Origin of the sequence: Thalassospira profundimaris, from assembly GCF_003326795.1 — a bacterium.
Lineage (GTDB): Bacteria > Pseudomonadota > Alphaproteobacteria > Rhodospirillales > Thalassospiraceae > Thalassospira > Thalassospira profundimaris_C.
The window spans coordinates 507,717-530,951 of sequence record NZ_JPWI01000001.1 but is presented as its reverse complement, the minus strand read 5'-3'; the positions used below and the strand labels follow the sequence as shown (position 1 = coordinate 530,951).

The following is a 23,235-nucleotide window of genomic DNA, read 5'->3' as shown; positions in this document are numbered from 1 at the left end:
CCAAAAAACAGGCCCGCAATTTGACGGGCCTGTTTGATTTACGATCCGGGTTGGCTCAGGGTTGCGGTGCAAAGTCCGCAAAAATGCCGTGATAACTTTTACCCGGTGGCTTGGCATAGGCCCCTGCCTTGCTGGTCCGCAATCCCAGCATAGCCATGGCTTCGATCATTTTGACCGCCGCACTGACCCCGTCAATAACCGGCACACCAAGTTCCGCATGCAGGCGATCTGCAATGTCGGTCATACCCGCACAGCCCAGAACAATCGCCTCGGCATAATCATTACGAAGGCAAAGCTCGGCCTGTTTTTTAAGCGCGTCATAGGCCACGGCCGCATTTGCACCCTCGAAATCAAGGGTTCTGACACCGGCCGCCCGTACCACGCATTGCGATGCCGCCCCGTATTTCGACACCAGATGTTCAAGCGGACGCACCGAAACCGGCATCGGGGTCACAATCGCAAATCGTGACGCCACAGCGGCCGCCATACGAAGGGCCGCCTCGCACAATCCCATGACCGGCGCTGTCGTCAGGCATCGGGCAGCATCCACCCCCGTATCGTCAAAGCACGCCACCACATATCCGCCAACCGGATCGGTCAGCTGTTCGGGTGCTGCTTCCAGATCACGGATCACGGAAAGCAATCCGACACTGGCAAAGGCCTCGTCGTAATATCCTTCGATGCTATCGGGGCCAAATTGCGGATTAAGGGCAATGATACCGGTCTGTGCTGCCACAATCCTTTGCGCCTGATCGCCGACCTTTTTGGTAAATCCCGCCGAAAGGTTGGGATTGATAACAGCGATACGGCTCATGCTTTTTGCCCTTTGCGACGACGCATCAAAAGCACCGATCCCAACGCAATCCCGATCACCAGGAACGAGAATCCGGTTGTCACCGTGCCCAGCGCATAAAGAACCGGCGTGGTCACGTTTGTCGTCATGCCATAAATCTCAAGCGGCAGGGTATTAAGCGACCCGGCCGTCATCAGGGTGCGGGCAAACTCGTCATAGGAAAGCGTGAACGAGAACATGGCAACGCCAATCAGGCTCGGCCCGACCATCGGCAACACCACATACTGGATCGTCTGCCAGTTGCTTGCCCCAAGATCGCGCGCGGCTTCTTCATAAGACGGATCGAACCGGTTAAATACCGCAAACATGATCAGAAGCCCGAACGGGAAGGTCCATGTCAGATGCGCCCCAAGGGCGGATGTGAACCATTGCGGTTGCCATTCAACGATATTGAACAGCAATCCGATCCCCAGCGAAATCAGGATCGATGGCACAATCAGACTGGCAATCGCCAGATAGAAAATGATGCTGTCACCCCGGAACCGGCGACGAAATGCCAGACCAGCCATGAATGAAACCACGACAGTCACAATCATGACAATCAGGCCGAGTTTGAGCGATCTGGTAAAGGATCCGCCAAAATCGCCCACCGCCTGCCGTTCAAACAGGTTGCCAAACCAGTGGAATGAAAACCCGTTCATCGGGAAGGTCAGACCACCATTCTCCCCCTGGAAGGACAGAATGAAAATGGTCAGCATCGGCCCATAAAGGAACAGGACGAACAGGGTGAAAAAGGCTGCCAGAAAATAGAAACTTGTCGGACGCCGTTCACGCGTTTTGGCCATGATCACAGCTCCTTCCGGATATCAACAAGGCGCAAAAGCCCGACCACAATCAACAATACCGTAATCAGGAGCACGACCGCACTGGCCGCCGCTGCGGGATATTGCAAAAGCCCGATCTCGTTGGAAATCTGCAAACCGACCGACGCACTTTGCCCGCCACTCATCAAACGGACCGTGATGAAATCGCCCATCACCACCGTGATCACAAAGATTGATCCGATGGCAATGCCCGGCTTGGACAGCGGCACAATCACCGAACGCAGGGTTTCAAACCCGCTAGCACCGGCATCACGCGCCGCCTCAATCAGGGAACGATCAATACGCATCATGGAATTGAAAATCGGCACGACCATGAACAGGGTATAGAGATGCACATCTGCCAGCACGACTGCGAAATCGGAAAACAGAAGGAACTCAAGCGGTTGATCGACAATTCCCAGATTGAGCAGTGCCGAATTCAAAAGACCATTGCGGCCAAGGAACGGAATCCACGAAATCATGCGGATGATGTTTGATGTCCAGAACGGGATCGTGCATAGCATGAAAAGCACGATCTGCCAGGTCAGACTGCGCACATGGAACGCCAGAAAATAGGCAACCGTAAAGCCGATCGACAGGGTAAAGACCCAGGTCAGCGCGGCATATTTCAAAGTATTGAGATAAATCTTCCAGGTCACGGAAGACCCCAGCAAATAGCTGTAATTATCCAAAATGAAGTCTGGCAGGATCCGGTATTCGTCATAGTCCCAGAAACTGACAATCACGATGGTCAGCAACGGAATGACAAGAAAGATCGCAAAGATCGCCGCCATTGGCGTGATCAGAAAATAGGACGATCGTTTGGACGTATCAAAAGCCATTGCCTGTCCCTAAAAGCTCTGTCCCTGAAAACCTGCCGCATGAACGGAATAGTCGGGCAACTGAAATTCATTAACCGGGGGTGCCGGGCGCGGCCAGAGCCGCGCCCGATCAATGTCTTTTCTCGCGCGCTTAGGCAGCGATGAATTCGTTCCACTTGCGGACCATGTGTTTGTTCTCGTCCATGACAGAGTTCCAGCACGCGACCGAGCCCATACGCTCTTCATAGGAACCGCCATCGCGAACCGCGCCGGCTTTCTCCATAACCTTGCCTTCGGGGCTGAGGATATCGCCCTGTGCAGCCTTGCCTTCCATCCAGAAGCCCCATTCGTCTTCGGACATGAACTTCTTCGCGGTTGCCGGTGCGGCGCTGTAGTAACCCTGACGGTTAAGATACGCACCAACCCAGCCCGACAGATACCAGTCGATATATTCGTAAGCAGCTTCAAGCTCGAGACCCGAAAGATGCTTGGCAAGACCGATGCCGCCGCCCCATGCACGATAGCCTTCCTTAAGCGGCTGATAGGTGCACGCGATGCCTTTGGAACGCACGGCTGCAACTGCCGGGGACCACATGGACTGAATGACAACCTCGCCAGACGCCATCAGGTTGACCGACTCATCGAAGCTCTTCCAGAAGGCGCGGAACTGACCGGCTTTCTTGGCATCGATCATGACAGCAATGGTCTTGTCGATTTCTTCCTGGGTCATGTTGCCCTTGTCGCCATAGGTGACTTCGCCCATGGCTTCACACACCATCGCCGCATCCATGATGCCAATCGACGGAATGTTGAGGATCGATGCCTTGCCCTTGAATTCCGGGTCAAGCAGATCGGCCCAGCTGGTGATCGGACGACTGATCAGGTCCGGACGAATGCCAAGCGTATCGGCATTGTAAATGGTCGGGATCAGGGTCATCCACTGGGTCGGAGCCGACGCAAATTTGACGCTGTCTGCACCTTCGACAAAGCCGACGGTATGCGGGGCAGTACCCTGTGCAATTTCTGAATCCGGGGTCAGCTTGCCATCGATGAACAGCTTGGAAATATATTCGTAGTTTTTCAGCTTGGTGGTGTCCATCGGCTGCATGGTGCCAGCCGGGAAGACCTTCTTACAAATCCAGTATTCGATATCGGCGATATCAAACGAGTTCGGCTGGGTGACCGCACGCTGGGCAACGGCATCCGAATCAAGGGCGGTCATCTGAAGGGTGAAACCAAGGTCTTCCTTGACCTTGTCGGCAACCGCGTTGATGTTCGAAACGCCCGTACCGAACTGGCGCAGGGTCACATTCTTGATGTTCTGCGCCCAGATGGTCGGGAAGCCGGTGATGGCACCAGAACCGATGGCTGCACCCGTAACAGCGGCTGCACCCTTAACAAAACCGCGGCGCGATACACCGGTATCGCTCAGCAAATTCTTCCTGGATTTCTTGGTCTCGATCGTCATGTGAAGCACTCCTGATAGATTGTTTTGGTTTGGTTGGTTATTTAGGCCAGAACATGTGCATGTTCGGGCTTCCAATAGGCGATGAATTTGTCCTGTCGCCTGACTGGCGCCTGCCGAAATTCGCTTTCGGTCTTCATCAGGGTTATTTCCTTGCCGTCGCTTGTGGTAGCAACGATCCTTACCCAAAGGCCGAGATACTCGACCGTGGTGATCTCGACAGGGATTTGCCCGTTTTGGGCCTCTTGCGGGGCCGTTTCATCCAGACCGATCAGGTCGGTACGGATGGTAAATTCAAGTTCCTCGCCCGCCTTGCCATCGGCAAAGCCCGGCAGGAAAAAGCTGTCCGGTCCACGCGCAAGCAGGGTGCCTGCCGGACCAGATTCAGAAACGGTGCCTTTGAAGATGTTCTGCCCGCCCATGAAATTGGCAATGAAGCGCGACCGCGGCTGATTGAAGATTTCCTGCGGCGTGCCTTTCTGGCGGATGATGCCGTCTTCCATCACGACAACCATGTCCGACAACGCAAGCGCCTCGTCCTGGGCGTGCGTGACATGGACAAAGGTAATGCCCAGTTCCTGCTGAAGGCGGCGCAACTCGTCGCGCATCCGTGCCCGCAGGAACGGATCAAGGGCCGAAAGCGGCTCATCAAGCAGCAAAACAGACGGTTCGGTAATCAGCGAACGGGCAAGCGCAATGCGCTGCTGCTGACCACCAGAGAGCTGGTCGGGCTTGCGATCTGCAAATTGCTCCATCTGGACCCGGGCCAGCATCTCTTTGGCCCGATCTTTACGATCCGATGGGGAGACACCTTGCATCTTGAGGCCAAAGGCAACGTTCTCCGCACAGGTCATGTGCGGGAAAAGCGCATAATTCTGAAACATCATTGCGGTGCCGCGTTTGACCGGTGGCAGTTCGGTCACATTGCGATCCCCGATCAGAAGATCGCCCTCGCTGATCACTTCGTGACCGGCAATCATGCGCAGCGTCGTCGACTTGCCACAGCCCGACGGGCCGATCAGACAGCAATACGCCCCTGCCGGAATTTGCAGGTCAATGGATTTGACCGCCTGCGTGCTGCCATAGAATTTACTGACAGCAATTAGTTCGATGGCTCCGTTGCCCTTCATCCGCTCACCCGTCACCGCATGCAAAATTGTTAACAATCCTGTTGTCGATTGCAGGCAAAATGCGTGCCAATTGTTTTTATTGGCAGTTTTATGCGGGAGTCACCGGTAATCGGGCTGTATAGGGCAGAGACGTTGCATGTTTTATGCCCATTAATTGTTCAAATTTTACGCATACCGGTTTTGTTGGGCATTTTACATGCAATTATTTGGCAAGATCAAAATCCGTCGGACGCGATTTTCTGTTGTCTAGATCGTCAACAATTTTGTAGAAAGAAACCATCGCGCGAAAACATGAACGACGGAAAGCATCGTCACGATGGCCAAGGCCGAAGAAACCGGCACCTATAAAGGCAGCGGGAAGCTGCGCCCGGAGGAAATGATCTATCAGGAAATGCTCGACGCGATCCTTGATCGCCGTCTCGAACCGGGCATGAAACTGGTGGAAGAAGATCTGGCCCAGACCTTTGGCGTCAGCCGTGCGCGCATTCGTGCAACATTTCTTCAGCTGGCCCATGACAAGCTGATCAATCTTGTTCCCAATCGCGGTGCCTTTGTTTCCGAACCGACCATTGACGAAGCCATCGAAGTCTTTTCCGCCCGGCGCATGATCGAGGACGGCGTTGCCCGCAAGGTTGCCCTTGGCATGACCGACGAACGCGCAGCCCAGATCAAAAACCATCTTGATCGCGAACATGATGCCCATCATCGCGGCGATCACCGCGCCGCCATCATCCTGTCGGGCGAGTTCCATCTGCTTTTGGCTCGCCTGACCGGCAATCTGGTGATCGAGGAATTTCTTGAACGCCTGATCCTGCGCACATCACTGATCATTGCGATGTATGAAAGCCCGCACCCCGTTGATTGCTCGCACACCGAACATGACGAACTGCTCAAGGCGCTGACAAGTGGTGATCCGGATATTGCCGCAGCGGAAATGTCACGCCATCTTGATGCCATTCGTGACCGCCTGCAGCTTCAGCGCCCCAAACCGGGCAAGACCGATTTCGCCAGCATCTTTGGCCGCACGCCAAAATCGGCAGCCAGCTGACCACCAAAAGCCCGCCATCCCGACACTGTCACCGATTGCAGTGATCCACACCTGTCAATCGTCACGCGTCATTTGCGATGCGTATCAGGTGATTTCCTTTTCGGCCTTGTTGGGTATTTCAGGTCTCAAGGTAAAAGTCTGATGATTGGGAAAGGCGCGAAAATCCCGCCTTTCCCTGTCGCGGTCAGACCGCCAGTGACTTCTGCCAATAGGCATAAAGGCCTTCGATGTCACCTGACGTCAAAAGCGTCATGGCCGCCCTGATCTGATCAAGATCCCAATGCCACCATGCCATTTCCAGAAGTTTTCTGATGTCGTCATCGGAAAATCGTTTGCGAATAACCCGCGCAGGATTGCCGCCAACAATGGAATATGGTTCGACATCCTTTGTTACCAAGGCGCGCGAACCAATCATCGCCCCGTCCCCGATCTTGACACCTGGCATGATCATCGCTTCTGCCCCGATCCAGACATCGTGGCCGATAACGGTATCACCGGCAGGCTGATAGGCACTTTGCGCATCGGAAAATGCAGGCTCTTCGTCCATAAAGAAGAATGGAAAGGTCGATATCCAGTCGTTCCGGTGCCCCTGATTACCCGCCATCATAAAGACAGCCCCCGTACCGATGGAACAGAAGCTGCCGACAATCAGTTTGTCGACATCATCGCGATCCGGCATCAGGTAGCGGGCACAATCATCAAAGCTGTGACCATGGTAATAGCCGGAATAATAGCTGTAACGCCCAACGACAATATTCGGATTGGTAACCTGTTCGGATAGGAGCTTGCCCTTGAACGGGCTTTGAAAATAGTTCGTCATGATAAATCCATTTTACGCCAGCACTTGGCTGGCGATGTCGCCTGCGTGGACAGGCAGCACTGTGACCGACATAATGTCGGCCGCGAAAATGGAGCAGATTGCTGTGTTAACCGACTGAATTAATTATTACAAGTCGTATCGGCCATAAGATTGTATAAAATATTCGACGCACTCTCCGTGCTCTGTTAATGTCTGCCCATGCAGCTTCCGCAGCGGCGCCGCAGTATTATAATATTGTATGATGTTTACATCTGTGGTCCGGGAAACTAAGCTGCGCTCAGTTTATCAAGGCTGCGCCATTTGGCCTGTCCGTTCGAGGCAATCCACGCATAGGAGTCGCGGATTGGTTTCGATCATCCGGACAGGTCAAAGAGCATTGCGCACGCCCCGTCAGGCACAGGACATAACCCCACAGGAGACCCACATGCTTAGTGGACAGCATTATATCGCAGGCGAATGGATCAACGGCCCGGATGTCTTCCAGGCTGACAATCCGTCAACCGGCGAGAAGCTCCCGACCAAATTCCAGCACGGCACCGAAGAAATCGTCAATCAGGCGGTCGAGGCCGCACAGGCTTGCGCCGAAGAATTTGCTTCGATGCTGCCGGCAAAACGCGCAGAATTCCTGCGTGCGATTGCAGATGAAATTGATGCCCGTGGCGATGCCATCACCGAGATCGGCAATCTTGAATCTGCCCTGCCTGCTGCACGCCTGACCGGCGAGCGCGGCCGTACCGTTGGCCAGCTGCGTTTCTTTGCCGACTGGATCGAAGAAGGTTCATGGTTCGAAGCGCGCATTGAAACCGCACAGCCTGATCGTCAGCCGCTGCCAAAGCCTGACATCCGTGTGATGAACAAGGCACTGGGTCCGGTTGGCGTGTTTGGCGCGTCCAACTTCCCGCTGGCCTTTTCGACCGCAGGCGGTGATACCGCATCCGCCCTTGCTGCGGGTTGCCCGGTGGTCTTCAAGGGCCATGCCGCCCATCCCGGCACGTCCGAACTGGTTGCCAAGGCGATTGAAGCTGCCGTGATCAAAACCGGCATGCCCAAAGGTGTGTTCAGCCTGATCCATGGTGGCACGCGCAAGGTCGGTCAGGCACTGGTTGCCCATCCGCTGATCAAGGCTGTCGGCTTTACCGGTTCGACCGGTGGCGGCCGTGCGCTGTTTGACATCGCCGTTTCCCGCCCGGAACCGATCCCGTTCTATGGCGAACTTGGCTCGAACAACCCGGTCTTCCTTCTGCCCCAAGCCATGGGCGAAAAGGCTGCCGACATTGCCAAGGGCTGGGTCGGATCGCTGACCATGGGTGTTGGCCAGTTCTGCACCAATCCGGGTCTTCTGATCGCACTTAAGGGTGCTGATCTTGAAACATTCGTTGAAACCGCCGCAGCCGAACTTGGCCAGGTTGGTGGTGCGGCGATGCTGACGGATCGCGTCTCAAGCGCCTATCACGAAGTGACCGACGCCATGAGCAAACATGCCAGCGTCACCTGCCCGCTGAAACGTCGCGATAGCGATGGCAAATTCGAAGGCAGCCCGGCGATCTTCCGCACCACCGCTGCCAACTGGAAAGCCAATCCGGAACTGGCCGAGGAAATGTTTGGCCCGGCGGGTATCATTGTCGAATGTGACTCGGTTGCCGAAATGGTTGCTTTGTCCGCAACCCTGATCGGTCAGCTGACCGCCACCATCCACATGGTTGATGCCGATGCCGATACCGCAGCCGCCCTGCGTCCTGCACTTGAAAAATGTGCTGGTCGTATTCTGATCAATGGCTGGCCGACCGGTGTTGAGGTCTGCCATTCCATGGTTCATGGCGGCCCATACCCGGCAAGCACGGATTCGCGCGCAACCTCGGTCGGGTCGCTGGCGATCAAACGCTTTGTCCGTCCGGTTTCCTATCAGGCCTTCCCGGATGCATTGCTTCCGGCACCGATCAAGGATGCGAACCCGCTGAACATCCCGCGTCTGGTCAATGGCAAATGGCAGATGCCGAACTAGGCACCTGCTACCCACAAAACAAAAAAGGGCGCGTCCAGATCGGGCGCGCCCTTTTTCATTGATTAAACCCACCGGTCAGTCCGGGGGCTTGGCCAGCCGGTCACAAAATCAGCTATCGCGCGGAACGCCTTCGATGCCCTCGCTGCCACGGTGATATTTGAAGGTCCCGGTTGCTGTTCCAATCACTTCGCCATCAGCGTTATAGGCCTTGGCCTCGGTAAAGACGATCTTGCGTCCGCCGCCCTGTCTGGTCGCGACCACGCGCACCACACCCTTCTTTGCCATGCCAAGGAAATTGGTGGTCAGCGACAATGTCAGCGTCTTGCGGACATTGCCCGGCACCGAACAGAAGCAGACAGAATAGCCAGAAGCGGTATCAAGCAAGGTCATCAAAACACCCCCATGAAGAATACCGGCGCGGTTAAGATGGTGGTCTTGCAGCTCAAGCTCGATCACTGCATGATTTTCCGCCCATTCCACCAGCCGATAACCAAGATGGCCCTGCAAGCCGCTGCCATGGGCCTGTTCAAAGGCAAGATTTTCGTCAATTCCGGTCATGTGGCACTACCCTGTGATCAATTTATGCCAGCTATAGCAGATATACCTGTGATGCGAAAACCTGTCGGTGAGTCGCAGTGATATCGGTGGAAACCTGTCTTGAAAATGCCGCTGCAAGGTGATTTGCGCAATCTCATTGCGCAGTGCAACATTGAATAATCATTCATTTACAATGCACTAACTACATCGTTCTCCAAACAAGAACGGGATAGCGGTGAAACGAGAATAGTGCGCGCATCCGCCGTTTGGTATCACTGAATTCATCGCAAAGACAGATGATGTCGCAAAGGATCAGAGCCATGACCACGATTGCTTACAAAGACGCAACCAGCATCGAACGTGAAGTCCGTACCGGCTGGTTCACCAGCTTCCTGCAGGCCCTTCAGGTTGCCGTAATCATGAAAGCATCCCATGCCAAAACCCACGCAGAACTGACTGCGGACTGGAACAAGGCATGGCGTCAGGTTCAGGGTTAATTACCCTGTTTGAGGCGGGTGCGACGATCTGCGCATCACCGCACCCTATCATGCCTCTTGACGCTTCGGGCTGAACCACCGACAACGGTTCCATGCAAAAGTTTGATATTGTAACCATCCGGCTTTTCGTCGCCATCGTGCGTGCGGGAAGCATCAATGAAGCCGCCAGACGTGAACATATCGCGACGTCGGCTGTATCCCGACGCATTGGCGAACTTGAAGCCATGCTGGGTGTCAAACTGCTGCGCCGCTTGCCGCGCGGGGTCGAACCGACCGAAGAAGGCGCGATCTTCGCCCGATACGGCGAAAAGCTTCTGGGCGATCTGAACCATCTTTCCAACGAACTTCGCGACTTCAATATCGGTGAAAAGGGCAAGATCTATCTTGCGGCTGTCACCTCGGCCATTCTGACCGGACTGCCATCCTTTCTGGCCGATTTTGAACGCGACTTCCCCCACATCACGGTTGATGTCCGCGAACTGACATCGCGCGAAAGTGCCGAGGCCGTTCGTGAAGGCCGTGCCGATCTGGCGATTCTGGCCGATAACAGCCCGCTTGGCGATCTGGCCCATGATGTGTTTTGCGATGATCCGATCTGGGTCGTCACCCCAAAGGGCCATCCCCTTATTCCCGATACCGCCAATCCGAAACCGGTCAAATTCACCGAAGCCGCCAAATACGACATCATTTCCCTGCATGAAGGCGGGGTCATTGATGACCTGATTTCCGAGGCTGCCTCAAGGATGAAGATCGACATGCATCCCCATATCAAGGTGGTGCGTTTCGGGTCCCTGCGACAGATGATTGCCGCAGGCCTTGGCATCGGATTTTTGCGCAAAAGTTCGGTCGCGGGCTATATCGGGCATATGAATATCGCCGGTGCGCCGATTGCCGATGACTGGGCCAAGCGCCAGTTACTGATTGCCCATGACGGCGATGCGACACTGACCAGTGCTGCCCGCCTGTTCCGTGACTATCTTCTGAAAAAATCTGCGGAAACCAGTTTCAAGCCGGTTCTGGGGTAAATCCCGATATCTCAGGCTGATCTGGCCATCCGTTCGGCCCAGATATCCCCGCCAGTCGGGCCAAGTGGCACCGCAAGGCCGCCAAATCGTGCTACATGACGCTTGGCCTCGGCCAGAACCAGATCAGACAATTCCGCCCATTGACCAACCGGCGGCAGGATTTCAATTTCCTCGCCTGCACGGGCATTAATCAGTTCGGGCAAATCCTGACGCGCATGTGTACCGCCACCGGCCAGCATCGGGACAATCACCGCCTTTTTGCGCGATGCAATCGTCCGCCAGTCTGCAAGCGACGGATCACCTTCGATATTGCCAATACAGATTTCGGCCCCACCGCACAAACGCCCGACCTGATCGCCAAAGCGAACTGTTTCAGGCAGGGCTTCTGTCAGCGTCTTAAGACCATGGGGCACCAGAAACACAGATGTTTCGCCTGATGCCCAACCACGTCTGGCCATTGCGACCATGGCTTTTTGTGCGACCAGATCATCAAATCCCGGCAGATTAAGCGCCGGCGGAAGAATGACCGCATCGCCAAGCCCAGCACGTTCAAGATCGCGCGGCAATTCTTCAAACACCAGATAGCCTTCGCTGAAAAACAGCGGAAAGACGATCAGGCGTTCGGCATTACCCGCATGCACAAGCCCGTCAAGCTGCTCGGGAAGGGACGGCTGGCTGCGCATATAGCCATGTGTCACCGGACCATTCCAGTCAGGCGCGACTGATCGGGCAAGATCACCTGCCGGATCACCGCCATTGCCGCTATTGCCATGCGACACCATCATCAATGTTGGCATTTCAAAATCAGACATCTCGTCCAACCCGCTATGCGTCCTTATGGAAAACCTAGTATCCCATACGCAAGATGCAAGCTTCCGGATTGCTACAAAATCGCAAACACCACTTAATTTCCGCAGTGTTACCTATTGCACCAGATCCCAGTGCGGCTGTCCGCCAAACCTGTCATGCATGAAATCCACCAGCAAACGGATGCGCGATGAAAGCTGTCTGCTGGGTGGATAAAGAAGATACAGGAAAATCTCGGGCGGAGTGTAGTTGCATAAAACTGTGACAAGACGGCCCGTCTGCAACTCCGCCCCGGCGATGAAAGTCGGCAACTCCACAAGCCCCAAACCGGCAATCGCCGCATCGCGGAGCACCTCGGCATTGTTACAACAAAACACGCCATTGACCTGCACGGATACCGGCCCGTTTGGCCCGGTCAGTTTCCAGGTCGATCCGCCAGGCAGATTGCCGTAATGCAAACAGGGCAAGGTCGCGAGGTCACTGATATCTGTTGGCTCGCCATTTTTGTGCAGAAAATCGGGTGATGCACAAATCACGCGCCGGATCGGGATGATTTCGTGATCAATCAGGGCCAGCGTTTCGGTTGGCCGACTGATGCGCACGGTCATATCAAAACCGTCTGCTACCGGATCAATGAAATGATCGTTCAAGGCCAGCTCGACACGGATTTCAGGATACATGCGCGCAAAATCGACAAGTGCAGGACCAAGATGCAGGGTTCCGAACGACATCGGCGCATTGATGCGAATATCACCTGCCGGTTTTTCCTGATTTTCGCGAATGGATTCCTCGGCCTCATCCAGATCGGTCAGAATGGCTTTGGCGCGCTGATAAAAGGCCCGACCACTTGGCGTAACCGATACGGTGCGTGTTGTGCGGTTCAGCAACTGCACACCAAGATCATCCTCAAGGGCGACCACCGCACGGTTGACCTGTGATCGTGATTGCCCGATGGCCCGTGCGGCTGCGGCGAAGCTTCCCTGCTCAACCACGCGAACAAAGCTTTGCAGACTGACCAGTTTATCCATGGATAATCTCTCTGTTCCGGGTCGTTACGACACAGGTCGCGCACCACAATGACATGCCAGATTGTCGCATATAATGCAACACTGTGGGCATAATTACGTTAATTGTCTCATTTTATGAAAAGGGTAATCTGTCTCCAACAGCAAACAACCTCGTTGGAGGCAAACATGATTATCAAAGTAGATGCAAACACCCGTGGCCGCGCACAGTTTGGATGGCTTGATTCCAACCACACCTTTTCGTTCGGTCACTATTACGATCCCAATCGTATGGGTTGGGGACCGCTTCGGGTGATCAACGAAGACCGTGTGATTCCCGGTGCCGGTTTTGACACCCACGGCCACAAGGATATGGAAATCATTTCCTATGTTCTTGATGGCGCCCTTGAACACAAGGACAGTATCGGAAACGGATCGGTGATTCGTCCGGGTCGCCTGCAGCGCATGACCGCAGGTACCGGTATCCGTCATTCAGAATATAACCACTCCAAAACCGATCCGGTTCACTTCCTGCAAATCTGGGTTATCCCCGAAGCTGCCGGACTGGAGCCGGGCTACGAGGAAAAGGAAATCGCACGGCGCGATACCGGTTCGGGTCTGAGCCTGATTGGCAGCCGCGATGGCCGTGAGAATTCCATCACCATTCACCAGAATGTCGATCTGTATGTTGCGCACCTTAACGATGGCGAGACCGCACAGCACAGCATCGAAAAAGGCCGCATCGCCTGGATTCAGGTGGCCCGCGGCAGTCTTAAAGTAAATGGCGAAACCCTTAATGCCGGTGACGGTGCCGCAATCAAGGATGAAGACGAACTTGTCTTCTCTGATGCCGACAATGCCGAAGCCCTTGTTTTTGACATGGTGGCCTGAGCCGCGAAGACCGCGCTCCCCCCATATTCAGGAGAATTATCATGACCTCGCTTACCAGTGACAAACCCCGTTCGATCATCCCTGCCATTGGCAATGTTACGTCCGCCCTTCAGCCGCTTGCCCCTGTGATTATCCGTGTAACCACCGGCCTTCTGATGGTTCCGCACGGCGCACAGAAACTGTTTGGTGCCTTTGGTGGCTACGGCCTTGAAGGAACGGCTGGCTGGCTTGAAAGCATCGGCTTTGCTCCGGGCTTCGTCTTTGCCCTTCTGATCGGCCTTCTTGAATTCGTTGGCGGCCTGATGCTGACAGTCGGTCTTCTGACCCGTCCGGTTGCTGCTGCTGTTCTGGTCTTTATGGCTGTTGCCGTTTCGACCCACCTGCCAGCCGGCTATTTCTGGAACAATGGCGGTTTTGAAATGCCGCTGATGTGGGGCTTGCTGGCCCTGACCGTTCTGATCCAGGGCGGTGGCAAATTCTCGATCGATCGCAAGATCGGCTACGAGTTCTAGGCCTCGTCTCCCTTAACCGCAGACTTCAAACGGGTTGCCTTGAAAGCAGCCCGTTTTTCTTTTTGATCCTCATATGGGGATATTGAAATTCTCGGAAACAGACAAAGATTAGGATCAACACATTTGGTCTTCATCACAGAGCATGTCAGCAACACTCATGAACACCGCCAGACAAAGCAATAGCCAGAATGACATCGAAATTGCCGACGGCCTGCAGCGATGCAAGGGAGACAACGCCCATCGCAAAGCCAATGACCAGAAACGTTTTCTGATCGTCGATGACAGCATCGAGGTGCGGTTTTCCATTCGCCGGATGTTGCGCAGTGCCGGGGCAACCCATGTGGATGTCGCCGAAAATGGCGAAGCGGCCCTGCAAATGATGACCCAGATGGCGCGCAAGCAATCCTCCTATGACGTCATCATTCTTGATTACATGATGCCGACCATGTCGGGCATTGAAACGCTCTATGAAATCAAGCGCCGCAACATCAAGAATTCCGATCAGACCCGCAAGATCATGCTGACCGGGTTTTATGATCAGGATGTGGTGCGCGAAGCCAAATCGGTTGGTGCTGCTTTTGTCCTGTGTAAACCTTGTGACGCTGCAAGCCTTACTGCCGCCATTTCATAATTCACCACGGACGCAACATGCCCGAAAACGCTTCGATCATATTTGTCGACGATGATCCCAATGTTCTGCGCGGATTGCGTCGACGCATGATGGGACAACGCCCGAGCTGGTCGCTGCGTTTTTATGAAAGTGCCGAACAGGCCTTGGCGGGTATGGATGAACAGGAAGCCGACGTGGTGATTTCCGACATGCGCATGCCATCGATGGATGGGGCCGAGTTCCTGCGCATTGTCTCCCGACGGTTCCCGCAAACATCGCGCATCTTGCTTTCTGGCTATGCCGATGAAGTCGCCATTCAGAACGGCACAGCCGCGACCCAGCATTTCCTGACCAAACCATGCAAGGATATCGACATCATCCATGCGGTCGAACGAGGCCTGATCATGCGGCGATATCTGCGTGATCCGTTGCTGGTTGACTTTCTGGGCCGGATTCCCGACGACCTTGTATGGCCTGCAACCTTTCAGCGTCTGCATACAATCTTGCAATTCACCGGCCCCAAAAGCCGCGACGAACTGACTGAATTTGCCTGTGATTTTCCGGTTCTGACCGCGCTTGGCCTTGAACTGGCGCGTCGCGAGAAACTTGTCGAACCCGACAGTTTCCCCGACCTGATCGGGCTTGTGAAACTACTGGGCATTGAAACCATCAAGGCACTTTGCATTCTGTGGTCCGAGCTTGGTCAGCCTGACAGTTTTGATCCAGATGAAATGGATATCGCGCTGCATCGACCGCTTGTTCTTGGTCAGATGGCCGCAAATATCGCCCGTTTGCAGAAACTGCCCTTTGAAACGGTCGATCAGGTTCGTGCCGCTGCCTTGCTATGCCATATCGGTGAAATCATCATTGAACGTGTCATGCCTGAGGGCTATCAGGCCAGCCGTGAGCGGGCCGATCGTGATGAATGCGACATCATTTCCGCCGAAATTGCCGAAATGGGGTTTGCCCATCCTGCTGTGTCGGCCTGTATCTGTGCCTATTGGGGTTTCCCGCATGAAGTCGTGGAAGAAATTGCTTTCCACCACCGCCCGGAAGCCGCACCAACCCGGAACTCACGGGCATTGCTGATTGTCTATGCGGCACAACATTTTGCCCGCATCGCAGGCGTGGACGGCGAAAAACGCGCACGTAAATATGATCTTGCCAGCACCTTCATATCCCGCTGTGGTGCCGAGAATATCTGGCCGATCTGGCAACAGGCCTGCATTGAAAACCACATCCCGCGCATTCACGACCCGTCGTAATCAGGATCCAGGGTAGCTGCCCCTGGATCCACGTCGTTCTCACGATATCAGTCTGATTAAAGAGGTGTGGGTGATCTAGCGCAGCAACGCGCTCAGATCACCCGGTCCCTGGGTATCGTTTGGTGCGGAATGCCCGACATAGGACGGATTGAACTTGGGCAACCGGATCACAAACTCTGCACCGTCGATATAGTCGTCGGACAATGTCAGATCGCCGCCGAAATCGTCCTGGATCAGCTTGCGGCAAATCGGAAGCCCCTGCCCGGTGCCAACCCCGCGCTCTTTGGTCGTAAAGAAATAGTCAAAGATGCGGTCGCGCAATTCTTCGGGAACACCCGTTCCGTTATCGCGCAAACGGATATAGACATTGTCTGCATCAGAGGTCACAGACAATTCAATCCTGCCCCTGCGCTGACCGGTTTCCCGAATCGCCTGCGATGCGTTGACAATCAGATTGATCAGCGCCTGAGACAGATGGTTGCGCCGCCCATTAACCTCGGTCACATCCGACTGGATGTTCACATCAAGATCGGCAATGTGTTTAACCTGGTTGCGCGTCAATGTGATGGCGGTTTCAATTTCCTCGGTGATGGAAATCAGTTCGATCACATCATTGGCCGGATGGGCAAATTTGCGAATGCCTCTGACAATTTCGGCAATCCGTTCCAGCCCCTGAATGCTTTCATCAATGGCAAGCGGCACTTCCTGTACCAGAAATTCGATCTTGTTTTCATCATAATCAAGCTTTGCCGACGGATCGGCCTTGCCACGCCGGACCGCATCAACCAGACCGGAAAAACTGTCCGACAGGAATTCAAGATTGTTCTGGATATATTGTGCAGGCGTATTGATTTCGTGTGCGACACCGCCTGCCAATGTGCCCAATGCATGCATTTTGGAATAGTCGGCAGCCTCTTCGATGACTTCCTGTTCCTGGCGGGCTTTCTGGGCTGCGATATCGGCGGCAAAAACGCGCTGGCGCTGCCGGATCATGAAACCGCCCAGAACCGCAATCGCAACAACCCCGACAAAGAAAAGATAGGTCAGGATTTCGATATTGCGCTTAACGCTGCGAATGTTTTCGGCATTGTAGACCGATACAAAATTCGTTGTTCGCACCACGGCCTGTTGCAGTGGTTCACCCATCGGTTCAAGCAAACGGTAAAGTTCTTCAAGCTTGGTTTTCAAACCATCGGCATTTGCCATTGCCCGGTCAATTTCATCAATCCGGTCCTGCAGACTATTGATGGAAGCGGTGACCTCGGGAACGGAGAACAGCACTTTGAAACCTTCGCCATCGCGTAAAAGGAAAACGCGACTGACCAGGATTTCATATTCAAGCATGATTTCTTCGAAGGCATCCTCATCAAGCCCCGACCGGCCAAATGCAGCTTCGATATCACGCTGAATCAGAAAATACTGGCGCTGGATCTGAAAAACAGCCCAGACGAAATTCTCGCGATAGGTGAACCGCTCGTCTTCAAGCTGTCGGACAATGGCCGCTGACAGGACCGCATACAGACCGACAAACAGGACCAGTACGATGAACATGGTCCTGCCTGACCGGTTGGAAAGAAAGTCCTTAATTCTTTGCATCAACCGACTTCACCTGCCAGACGGAATATGACCAATAGGTATCGGTCTGGAAGCGGACATCCTTGTCATAGGGAAACACGACCCAGAACGGACCCTTTTCCCGGACGGACATTTCGGCGTCATTAAGGTGATAGGCCAGAATGGCCTCGTCACTGCGCAACACATTGGTCGGCACGATGACGCTGTAATCATTCAGGGCTGCAACACGCACCAGTTCGGCATCAAGCCCGTAGGTATCAAGCAGCAGCTTGAACGATACGCCCTTGAACTTCTGGACACCGTTGGTCCAGGGGGTCGATGTGTAAAACTCGCTTGCCGGCATTTCCATGAGCTTGTCCATGGAAATCCTGACCACCTCGCCGTCGGGTTTTGTCACTGTCAGAGTGCCACCGGCAAAGGCCGGCATCGCAAAAAAGCCAACCATCGTGACCACAAGTGCAACCAACTTCACATAGCGCATTTGTTTCATATCCATGCTCCCTTACATGCTTCAAAAGTGGCCCCAGCATGTTGATTTAACAATAACTAACGGGTGATTTTATGCAATCAGTCAATCACCCCTAGGCACTTATCTGCGTCTTTGTTCTGGCTTCCCAGACATCAAGTGGCACCGGGCTGCCCAGATGGAAGCCCTGCATTTCGGTAATGCCATAGATTTGCAGTTTTTGAGCGACCTTGTCGTTCTCGATCCCCTTGGCAGAAATCGAAAGCCCCATTTTCGAACAGACCTGTGCGATCCATTCGACAAAGGCATCGTCAAGGAAATCAGTCATCATTCCGGCCACCAGATCACGATCAAGCTTGATCCCGGCAAAGATTTCGTGACGCAACAGTTCCAGCGAATTGTTCCCCGAACCGAAATCATCAATCAGAAGCGCAATCCCCCGTTCGCGCAGACGCGCTGCACTTGCCAGAAGATCATGGTCATCGGGCGCCACCTGATATTCGGGGACCTCATAGGTCACAACAACGCCACGCATCCGCATTTTTTCATAGAAACGGATAACCAGATCGAGAAATTCCGGCGTCTTGAGCGAATAGGCCGAAAGGTTGACAGCCAGATTGCAGCTTTCCCCCAGAAGGTCGCGATAGCGCGGGGCCTGATCGATCATGATCGCCATCAACTGGCTTGTCAGACGGTTGATCACCGGATGATCGCGGCAGGCTTCGAAAATTTCATCAATGCCGAACTCTTTTTCCAGCGACGGAATCCGGCACAGAACTTCCACCCCGCACAGACCAAGGTCACTGGCACGGAAACGCGGTTGCAGAACGGTATAGAAATCAGAGCGGTCAATGGCGGCATTGACCATCATGGGGGTGACACCTTTGCGCGGCTTGGGAACCGGCTTGCTGGTCATGATCACGCGGTCAATAGCGTCTTTCAGAACAGCAACCGAAACCGGTTTGGCAAGAACGCGCGTCACCATTGCCTGATTGATCGCCTCGCGCAGTGAAATGCTTGAAACATTGCCAGACAGCAACATGCGACTGACCATCGGCGCCATGCGCGCGGCCTGTTTCAGGAAGGAAATCCCGTCGAGAGTAGGCATCACCAGATCAGCAATAATCAGGTCGGTCCGGTCGCGATTCTGCGACAACCAGTCCAATGCTTCCTGCCCATCTGAATAGGTGACGAATTCAAAGCTGGTCGAAAGGGTGCGACGCACCGCTGACAACAGCTTTTCATCATCATCAACCATCAAAATGACGGGACGTTTTTTACTGACCACATCCATAAATGGACAACTCCGGTATGCTCTGAAATCTAGGATATCTTGTTGGGCCCTCCAGCAAATTTGCAGCTTGTTTACAAGCCGGGGCTTTGAAGGATCACAGAATAGTGTCAGACTGGCTTTGTCCAATATCCCCATTTGTGGAGGGCACTTTTTAATGACTGAAAAACCGCCGGTGCGGATTGCCTTTGTTGACGATGACGAAAACCTTCTGTCATCTCATCGGCGCAACTTTGCGCGCTTGCGACCCGGCTGGGATGCGGTCTATTTCAATGATCCCTTCATCGCGCGCGATGCCATTTCTGCTGATCCGGCTATTGGTGTCGTTATCCTTGATATTCACATGCCCGGCATGTCGGGGCTGGAACTGGCCGCCGAATTGCGCACACTGCGCAGTGATCTGATCATCGTGATGCTGACGGGATATGCCGATCTGCAATCAGCACTGCTCGCGGTCAATGAGCTCGGCGTCTTTCGGTTCTATCCAAAACCAACCAACCTTCAGACCATTCTCGAGGGATTGGAAGGCGAGATCGCAGCCCGTCAGGGCCATGTTGAAGAAACCCTGCCGACCGACTTTCTTGATCTGTTTGAACTGGGCGTGGTTGCTATTGATGACACGCTTTCGATCCTGCATATGAATGCCCAGGCGGCTGAACTGATGCGCGGGTCATCGCTTGTGCGGTCAAGCAGTCAGGGGCGCCTGATCATTGAACCGGTGCCCGACGGACTTGGCGGTTTCCTGAACCCGCCATCAAACATGGCCCCGCGTGACCATCAAAGCTATTCGGTTGAGCGCGACGGGGAAAAGCTTTCGGTTCTGGTGCGACGCATCCCCAAAAAGACCGCTGGCACAGCAACCTTCATGGTTATTCTGGTCGATCCGGCAAAACAGAAACCGCCTGCGATTGATGATCTGATGGATTTGTTCGGACTGACCCGGTCAGAAGCCAAACTGACCCAGAAACTGGCCGAGGGACTCGCCCTTGATCAGGCCGCCGAACTTGTCGGGATATCGCACAGTTCGGCCCGAACATATCTTAAGACCATCTTTTCCAAGACCGGCGTCAATCGCCAGCCGCAACTGATGAAGACGGTCCTGTCTTCAATCCCGTCCCTGCGCTAACCTTTCGGAAAATCAATAGAAACAATATCCTATCGATCAAGGACCATTACATATTTACTTGAAAATGCCCCAGACTCATCTACCCTGAGTTATATTGCTTGAGGAAACCATACAGGTGTGGGGGCATCACGGTTGGTCAGGGACAGACACAAAGCTGATGATATATCGGTTTGTCTCCGCCCGAATTCCAACTGTCATTCCGTTCTGAAACGCGCTTTCGATATCATCGTTGCGACGGTCGTCCTTCTGGCTTTGGCACCTGTCATGATCATGATTGCTGCTGCCCTGCGCATGCTTGGCTTTAACCGCCCGATCTTTACCCAGCATCGGGTTGGCAGGAATGCGACGATCTTTACGATCTACAAGTTCCGCACCCTGCGTGATCAGACCTGTCGTCCGGTTTCCCCCATCATCACCAAATCGGCCGATCTTTTGACCACCAGACTGCGCATCAGCGGGCTTGATGAATTGCCGCAACTTTTCAATGTTCTGCGTGGCGAGATGTCACTGGTCGGCCCGCGTCCGCACAGCCTTGCCGATCACGCATTGTTTTCGTTCACCCTGCCCGGTTACGAAAGCCGCCTGACTGCAAAACCCGGCATCACCGGCTGGGCGCAAATTAACGGGTGGCGCGGTCCTGTGAACGACCATCAACAGTTACGCGCCCGGATTGCCCATGATCTTGATTATATTTCTCGCCAGTCTGCTCGGCTTGATGGCACCATTTTGCTGGCAACTGCCCTGTTGCCATTTCAGAACCGTGCGATCCCCAATGATCCCGCCCATGAAGGCACATCCGACCAATCGCCTGATCTGCAACATGACTTGCAACATGACTTGCAACATGACCGGCGGTTTGCCTGATGCCACACTGCGCCAACACAGACTTCAGACCTTGCCGTTTGGCATTTATGGTGATCTGCGTGGGCGCCATGTTCTGGGGCAGCCCGCCAGTACAGGCGCAATCAACAGACAGCACCGCAAACCGTCACACAGTCCCCGAAGATCAGCGCCACATCCGGCTCGGCCGCTTCGTTCTGACACCGGAAATCACCAGCCGTGCGCAATATGACGACAATATCTTTCTGACCGAATCCAACCGGCAATCCGATGTGATCACCACCCTTGCCCCAAGACTGGCACTTAGCGGTGACTGGCCGTTTTTTCAGATGCATCTCGCCATGGGCGGGGAACTTGGCTTTTTTGCCAGATCTGATGACGACAATTATCAGGATGCAGACCTTAAGGCTGCCGGAAGCCTTGATCTTGGCACGTCATCGCTTGACGGGGCGATTGACTGGCAACGTCGTCATGACCCGCGCGGCAGCAACGATGTCTCAACCGCCGCACGGGAACCGGTGATCTATCGCGATGTGCGTGCCCATATCGGCGGACGCTATGTCACCAGGGGCTGGCGATATGAGTCGCGCCTGTCCCTCCGGCGGGTTGAATTTGATGACAGCACGGCAATCAACGGAACCCTGATCCGCAATGATGATCGCAATCGCCTTGAAACCCGTGAAACCATCCGTGCGCTTTTGCCCCTTGATCTTGGGCGCGAAGCCTATGGCGAGATGACGCTTAATCAACGGCAATATGACAGAACACCCGATGATAGCGGCCTTAATCGTGACTCGGCCGGATTTCAAATGCTTGGCGGTATGCGGTTTGATCTGACCGACCTGATCAGGGCCGATCTGGCCGCAGGCTGGATGAGCCAAAGCTATGTCGATCCGTCCTTTGGCAATATCAACGACTATACATTGCGCGCTGATATCGACTGGTCAGTGACACGTCTGAGCCACCTGACCCTGAATGCTGCCCGAACCGTTCGGGAAACCACGGTCACCGGTGCCAGTGGTATTCTGGCCTTTGATTTCGGGATCGGGATATCCCATGAACTGCGCCGCAATCTTCAGATCGGGTTGAATGCCACCTATAGCGATGAAGATTTTCAGCAAGTCACCCGTCAGGACCGCATCGCGACATTCGGCCTGAATGCGGATTATCACCTCAACCGTTTTGCCAGAATCAGCGGTGCAATTGATCACGATATCCGCCAATCCAATAGCAGCGGCGAAGATTACCGCCGTTTGCAAAGCCTGATCAGCCTGAAGTTGGAGATGTAAATGTCCACCAGCCTCAACCGCGCCATCACATCAATCATCATCATGCTGACCATCCTGTCGGGGATGTTCGCGATGACGGCTCATGCAATCGCACAGACCCTCTATGCCCTTGATAGTGGCGATACACTGCGCATTACGGTGTTCGGGGAGCCCGATCTTTCGGGTGACTTCACAATTGATGCGCAAGGACGGTTGAACCTGGCACTGATCGGGCCGGTTGTTGTCCGTGGTCAGACCGCCGATCAAACGCGCGCCCTTATTCACGATGCCTATCAGGACGGATATTTGCGCCATCCCGATGTTACGGTCGAAGTCATTGCCTTTCGCCCGTTCTTCATCGTCGGCGAGGTCAATCAACCCGGATCATATGATTATGTGCCGGGCATGAATGTTCTCAATGCCATCGCCATCGGGGGTGGCATGACCTATCGAGGGGATGAAGACGATATCGAAATCCTGCGCGGCAATGATACCGCCCGTGTTTCCATCCCGGCCAATCTGGCAACCATCGTCATGCCCGGCGATATTGTTCGCATCGCCGAACGGTATTTCTGAAAA

Annotated in this window: 24 protein-coding genes; 12 read left to right on the top strand and 12 right to left on the bottom strand. The window is 54.3% G+C overall.

Annotation, left to right across the window (positions count from 1 at the left end; translation table 11 throughout):
* Nucleotides 1-55: 55 nt before the first annotated feature.
* The 5 genes from TH30_RS02560 to TH30_RS02540 all read right to left on the bottom strand — a co-directional run bounded on the left by TH30_RS02560 (nt 56) and on the right by TH30_RS02540 (nt 5,072).
* Nucleotides 56-814, bottom strand: a complete 759-nt coding sequence (locus TH30_RS02560) for an aspartate/glutamate racemase family protein (RefSeq protein ID WP_114096504.1) — start codon at nt 812-814, stop codon at nt 56-58.
* Entirely contained in the window at nt 811-1,638 is an 828-nt protein-coding gene (locus TH30_RS02555) for an ABC transporter permease (protein ID WP_114096503.1), read from the bottom strand. The genes TH30_RS02560 and TH30_RS02555 overlap by 4 nt, the downstream gene beginning before the upstream one ends.
* A 2-nt stretch (nt 1,639-1,640) precedes the next feature.
* On the bottom strand, nt 1,641-2,498 hold the full coding sequence (locus TH30_RS02550) for an ABC transporter permease (protein ID WP_114096502.1): 858 nt from the start codon (nt 2,496-2,498) through the stop codon (nt 1,641-1,643).
* A gap of 130 nt (nt 2,499-2,628) precedes the next feature.
* Nucleotides 2,629-3,945 carry an ABC transporter substrate-binding protein gene (locus tag TH30_RS02545; protein ID WP_114096501.1) on the bottom strand — a complete coding sequence of 439 codons (1,317 nt, stop codon included), beginning with the start codon at nt 3,943-3,945 and terminating at the stop codon, nt 2,629-2,631.
* A 41-nt stretch (nt 3,946-3,986) separates the two neighbouring features.
* The gene (locus TH30_RS02540; RefSeq protein WP_114096500.1) at nt 3,987-5,072 is read right to left on the bottom strand and encodes an ABC transporter ATP-binding protein; all 1,086 of its coding nucleotides are present in this window, start codon (nt 5,070-5,072) and stop codon (nt 3,987-3,989) included.
* 316 nt (nt 5,073-5,388) lie between these two features.
* Here TH30_RS02540 and TH30_RS02535 point away from each other — a divergent pair, with 316 nt between their 5' ends.
* Nucleotides 5,389-6,120 (top strand): GntR family transcriptional regulator, encoded by a 732-nt coding sequence (locus TH30_RS02535; RefSeq protein ID WP_114096499.1) that lies wholly within the window; start codon nt 5,389-5,391, stop codon nt 6,118-6,120.
* A 184-nt stretch (nt 6,121-6,304) separates the two neighbouring features.
* Here TH30_RS02535 and catB read toward each other — a convergent pair whose 3' ends face one another.
* Nucleotides 6,305-6,940 (bottom strand): type B chloramphenicol O-acetyltransferase, encoded by a 636-nt coding sequence (gene catB / locus TH30_RS02530; protein ID WP_114096498.1) that lies wholly within the window; start codon nt 6,938-6,940, stop codon nt 6,305-6,307.
* A 424-nt stretch (nt 6,941-7,364) separates the two neighbouring features.
* On the opposite strand from catB, the gene TH30_RS02525 reads away from it, so the two are divergent.
* Nucleotides 7,365-8,942, top strand: coding sequence for an aldehyde dehydrogenase (NADP(+)) (locus tag TH30_RS02525; RefSeq protein ID WP_114096497.1), 1,578 nt, complete (start codon nt 7,365-7,367; stop codon nt 8,940-8,942).
* Nucleotides 8,943-9,050: 108 nt separating this feature from the next.
* On the opposite strand, the gene TH30_RS02520 is transcribed toward TH30_RS02525, so the two are convergent.
* Nucleotides 9,051-9,500: a PaaI family thioesterase gene (locus TH30_RS02520; protein WP_114096496.1), complete on the bottom strand. Its 450-nt coding sequence runs from the start codon at nt 9,498-9,500 to the stop codon at nt 9,051-9,053.
* Nucleotides 9,501-9,799: 299 nt separating this feature from the next.
* On the opposite strand from TH30_RS02520, the gene TH30_RS22040 reads away from it, so the two are divergent.
* Nucleotides 9,800-9,976 carry a hypothetical protein gene (locus TH30_RS22040; RefSeq protein WP_181850136.1) on the top strand — a complete coding sequence of 59 codons (177 nt, stop codon included), beginning with the start codon at nt 9,800-9,802 and terminating at the stop codon, nt 9,974-9,976.
* A 92-nt stretch (nt 9,977-10,068) separates the two neighbouring features.
* Nucleotides 10,069-11,001 carry a LysR family transcriptional regulator gene (locus TH30_RS02515; RefSeq protein ID WP_114096495.1) on the top strand — a complete coding sequence of 311 codons (933 nt, stop codon included), beginning with the start codon at nt 10,069-10,071 and terminating at the stop codon, nt 10,999-11,001.
* An 11-nt stretch (nt 11,002-11,012) separates the two neighbouring features.
* On the opposite strand, the gene TH30_RS02510 is transcribed toward TH30_RS02515, so the two are convergent.
* A complete protein-coding gene (locus TH30_RS02510) occupies nt 11,013-11,813 on the bottom strand; it encodes a sirohydrochlorin chelatase (protein WP_114096494.1) in 801 nt (266 codons plus the stop codon).
* Between the two features lie 111 nt (nt 11,814-11,924).
* Entirely contained in the window at nt 11,925-12,836 is a 912-nt protein-coding gene (locus TH30_RS02505; RefSeq protein ID WP_114096493.1) for a LysR family transcriptional regulator, read from the bottom strand.
* A 165-nt stretch (nt 12,837-13,001) separates the two neighbouring features.
* Between TH30_RS02505 and TH30_RS02500 the strand changes: the two genes are divergently transcribed.
* The 4 genes from TH30_RS02500 to TH30_RS02485 all read left to right on the top strand — a co-directional run bounded on the left by TH30_RS02500 (nt 13,002) and on the right by TH30_RS02485 (nt 16,090).
* Entirely contained in the window at nt 13,002-13,703 is a 702-nt protein-coding gene (locus TH30_RS02500) for a pirin family protein (RefSeq protein ID WP_114096874.1), read from the top strand.
* Between the two features lie 41 nt (nt 13,704-13,744).
* Nucleotides 13,745-14,215, top strand: coding sequence for a DoxX family protein (locus TH30_RS02495; protein WP_114096492.1), 471 nt, complete (start codon nt 13,745-13,747; stop codon nt 14,213-14,215).
* Between the two features lie 157 nt (nt 14,216-14,372).
* Complete coding sequence (locus TH30_RS02490; RefSeq protein ID WP_114096491.1) at nt 14,373-14,846, top strand: response regulator; 474 nt, start codon at nt 14,373-14,375, stop codon at nt 14,844-14,846.
* Nucleotides 14,847-14,863: 17 nt separating this feature from the next.
* Nucleotides 14,864-16,090 (top strand): response regulator, encoded by a 1,227-nt coding sequence (locus TH30_RS02485; RefSeq protein WP_114096490.1) that lies wholly within the window; start codon nt 14,864-14,866, stop codon nt 16,088-16,090.
* 75 nt (nt 16,091-16,165) lie between these two features.
* Here TH30_RS02485 and TH30_RS02480 read toward each other — a convergent pair whose 3' ends face one another.
* The 3 genes from TH30_RS02480 to TH30_RS02470 form a co-directional block, all read right to left on the bottom strand.
* A complete protein-coding gene (locus TH30_RS02480; protein WP_114096489.1) occupies nt 16,166-17,641 on the bottom strand; it encodes a sensor histidine kinase in 1,476 nt (491 codons plus the stop codon).
* A gap of 31 nt (nt 17,642-17,672) precedes the next feature.
* A complete protein-coding gene (locus tag TH30_RS02475; RefSeq protein WP_114096873.1) occupies nt 17,673-18,155 on the bottom strand; it encodes a putative pterin-binding protein in 483 nt (160 codons plus the stop codon).
* 91 nt (nt 18,156-18,246) lie between these two features.
* Entirely contained in the window at nt 18,247-19,425 is a 1,179-nt protein-coding gene (locus TH30_RS02470; RefSeq protein WP_181850135.1) for an EAL domain-containing response regulator, read from the bottom strand.
* A gap of 154 nt (nt 19,426-19,579) precedes the next feature.
* Here TH30_RS02470 and TH30_RS02465 point away from each other — a divergent pair, with 154 nt between their 5' ends.
* The 4 genes from TH30_RS02465 to TH30_RS02450 all read left to right on the top strand — a co-directional run bounded on the left by TH30_RS02465 (nt 19,580) and on the right by TH30_RS02450 (nt 23,232).
* Nucleotides 19,580-20,548, top strand: a complete 969-nt coding sequence (locus TH30_RS02465) for a DNA-binding response regulator (RefSeq protein ID WP_114096487.1) — start codon at nt 19,580-19,582, stop codon at nt 20,546-20,548.
* 132 nt (nt 20,549-20,680) lie between these two features.
* On the top strand, nt 20,681-21,412 hold the full coding sequence (locus tag TH30_RS02460; protein ID WP_181850134.1) for a sugar transferase: 732 nt from the start codon (nt 20,681-20,683) through the stop codon (nt 21,410-21,412).
* A 68-nt stretch (nt 21,413-21,480) separates the two neighbouring features.
* Nucleotides 21,481-22,677: an outer membrane beta-barrel protein gene (locus TH30_RS02455; RefSeq protein WP_258548603.1), complete on the top strand. Its 1,197-nt coding sequence runs from the start codon at nt 21,481-21,483 to the stop codon at nt 22,675-22,677.
* Nucleotides 22,678-23,232 carry a polysaccharide biosynthesis/export family protein gene (locus tag TH30_RS02450; protein ID WP_114096484.1) on the top strand — a complete coding sequence of 185 codons (555 nt, stop codon included), beginning with the start codon at nt 22,678-22,680 and terminating at the stop codon, nt 23,230-23,232.
* Nucleotides 23,233-23,235: the final 3 nt, after the last annotated feature.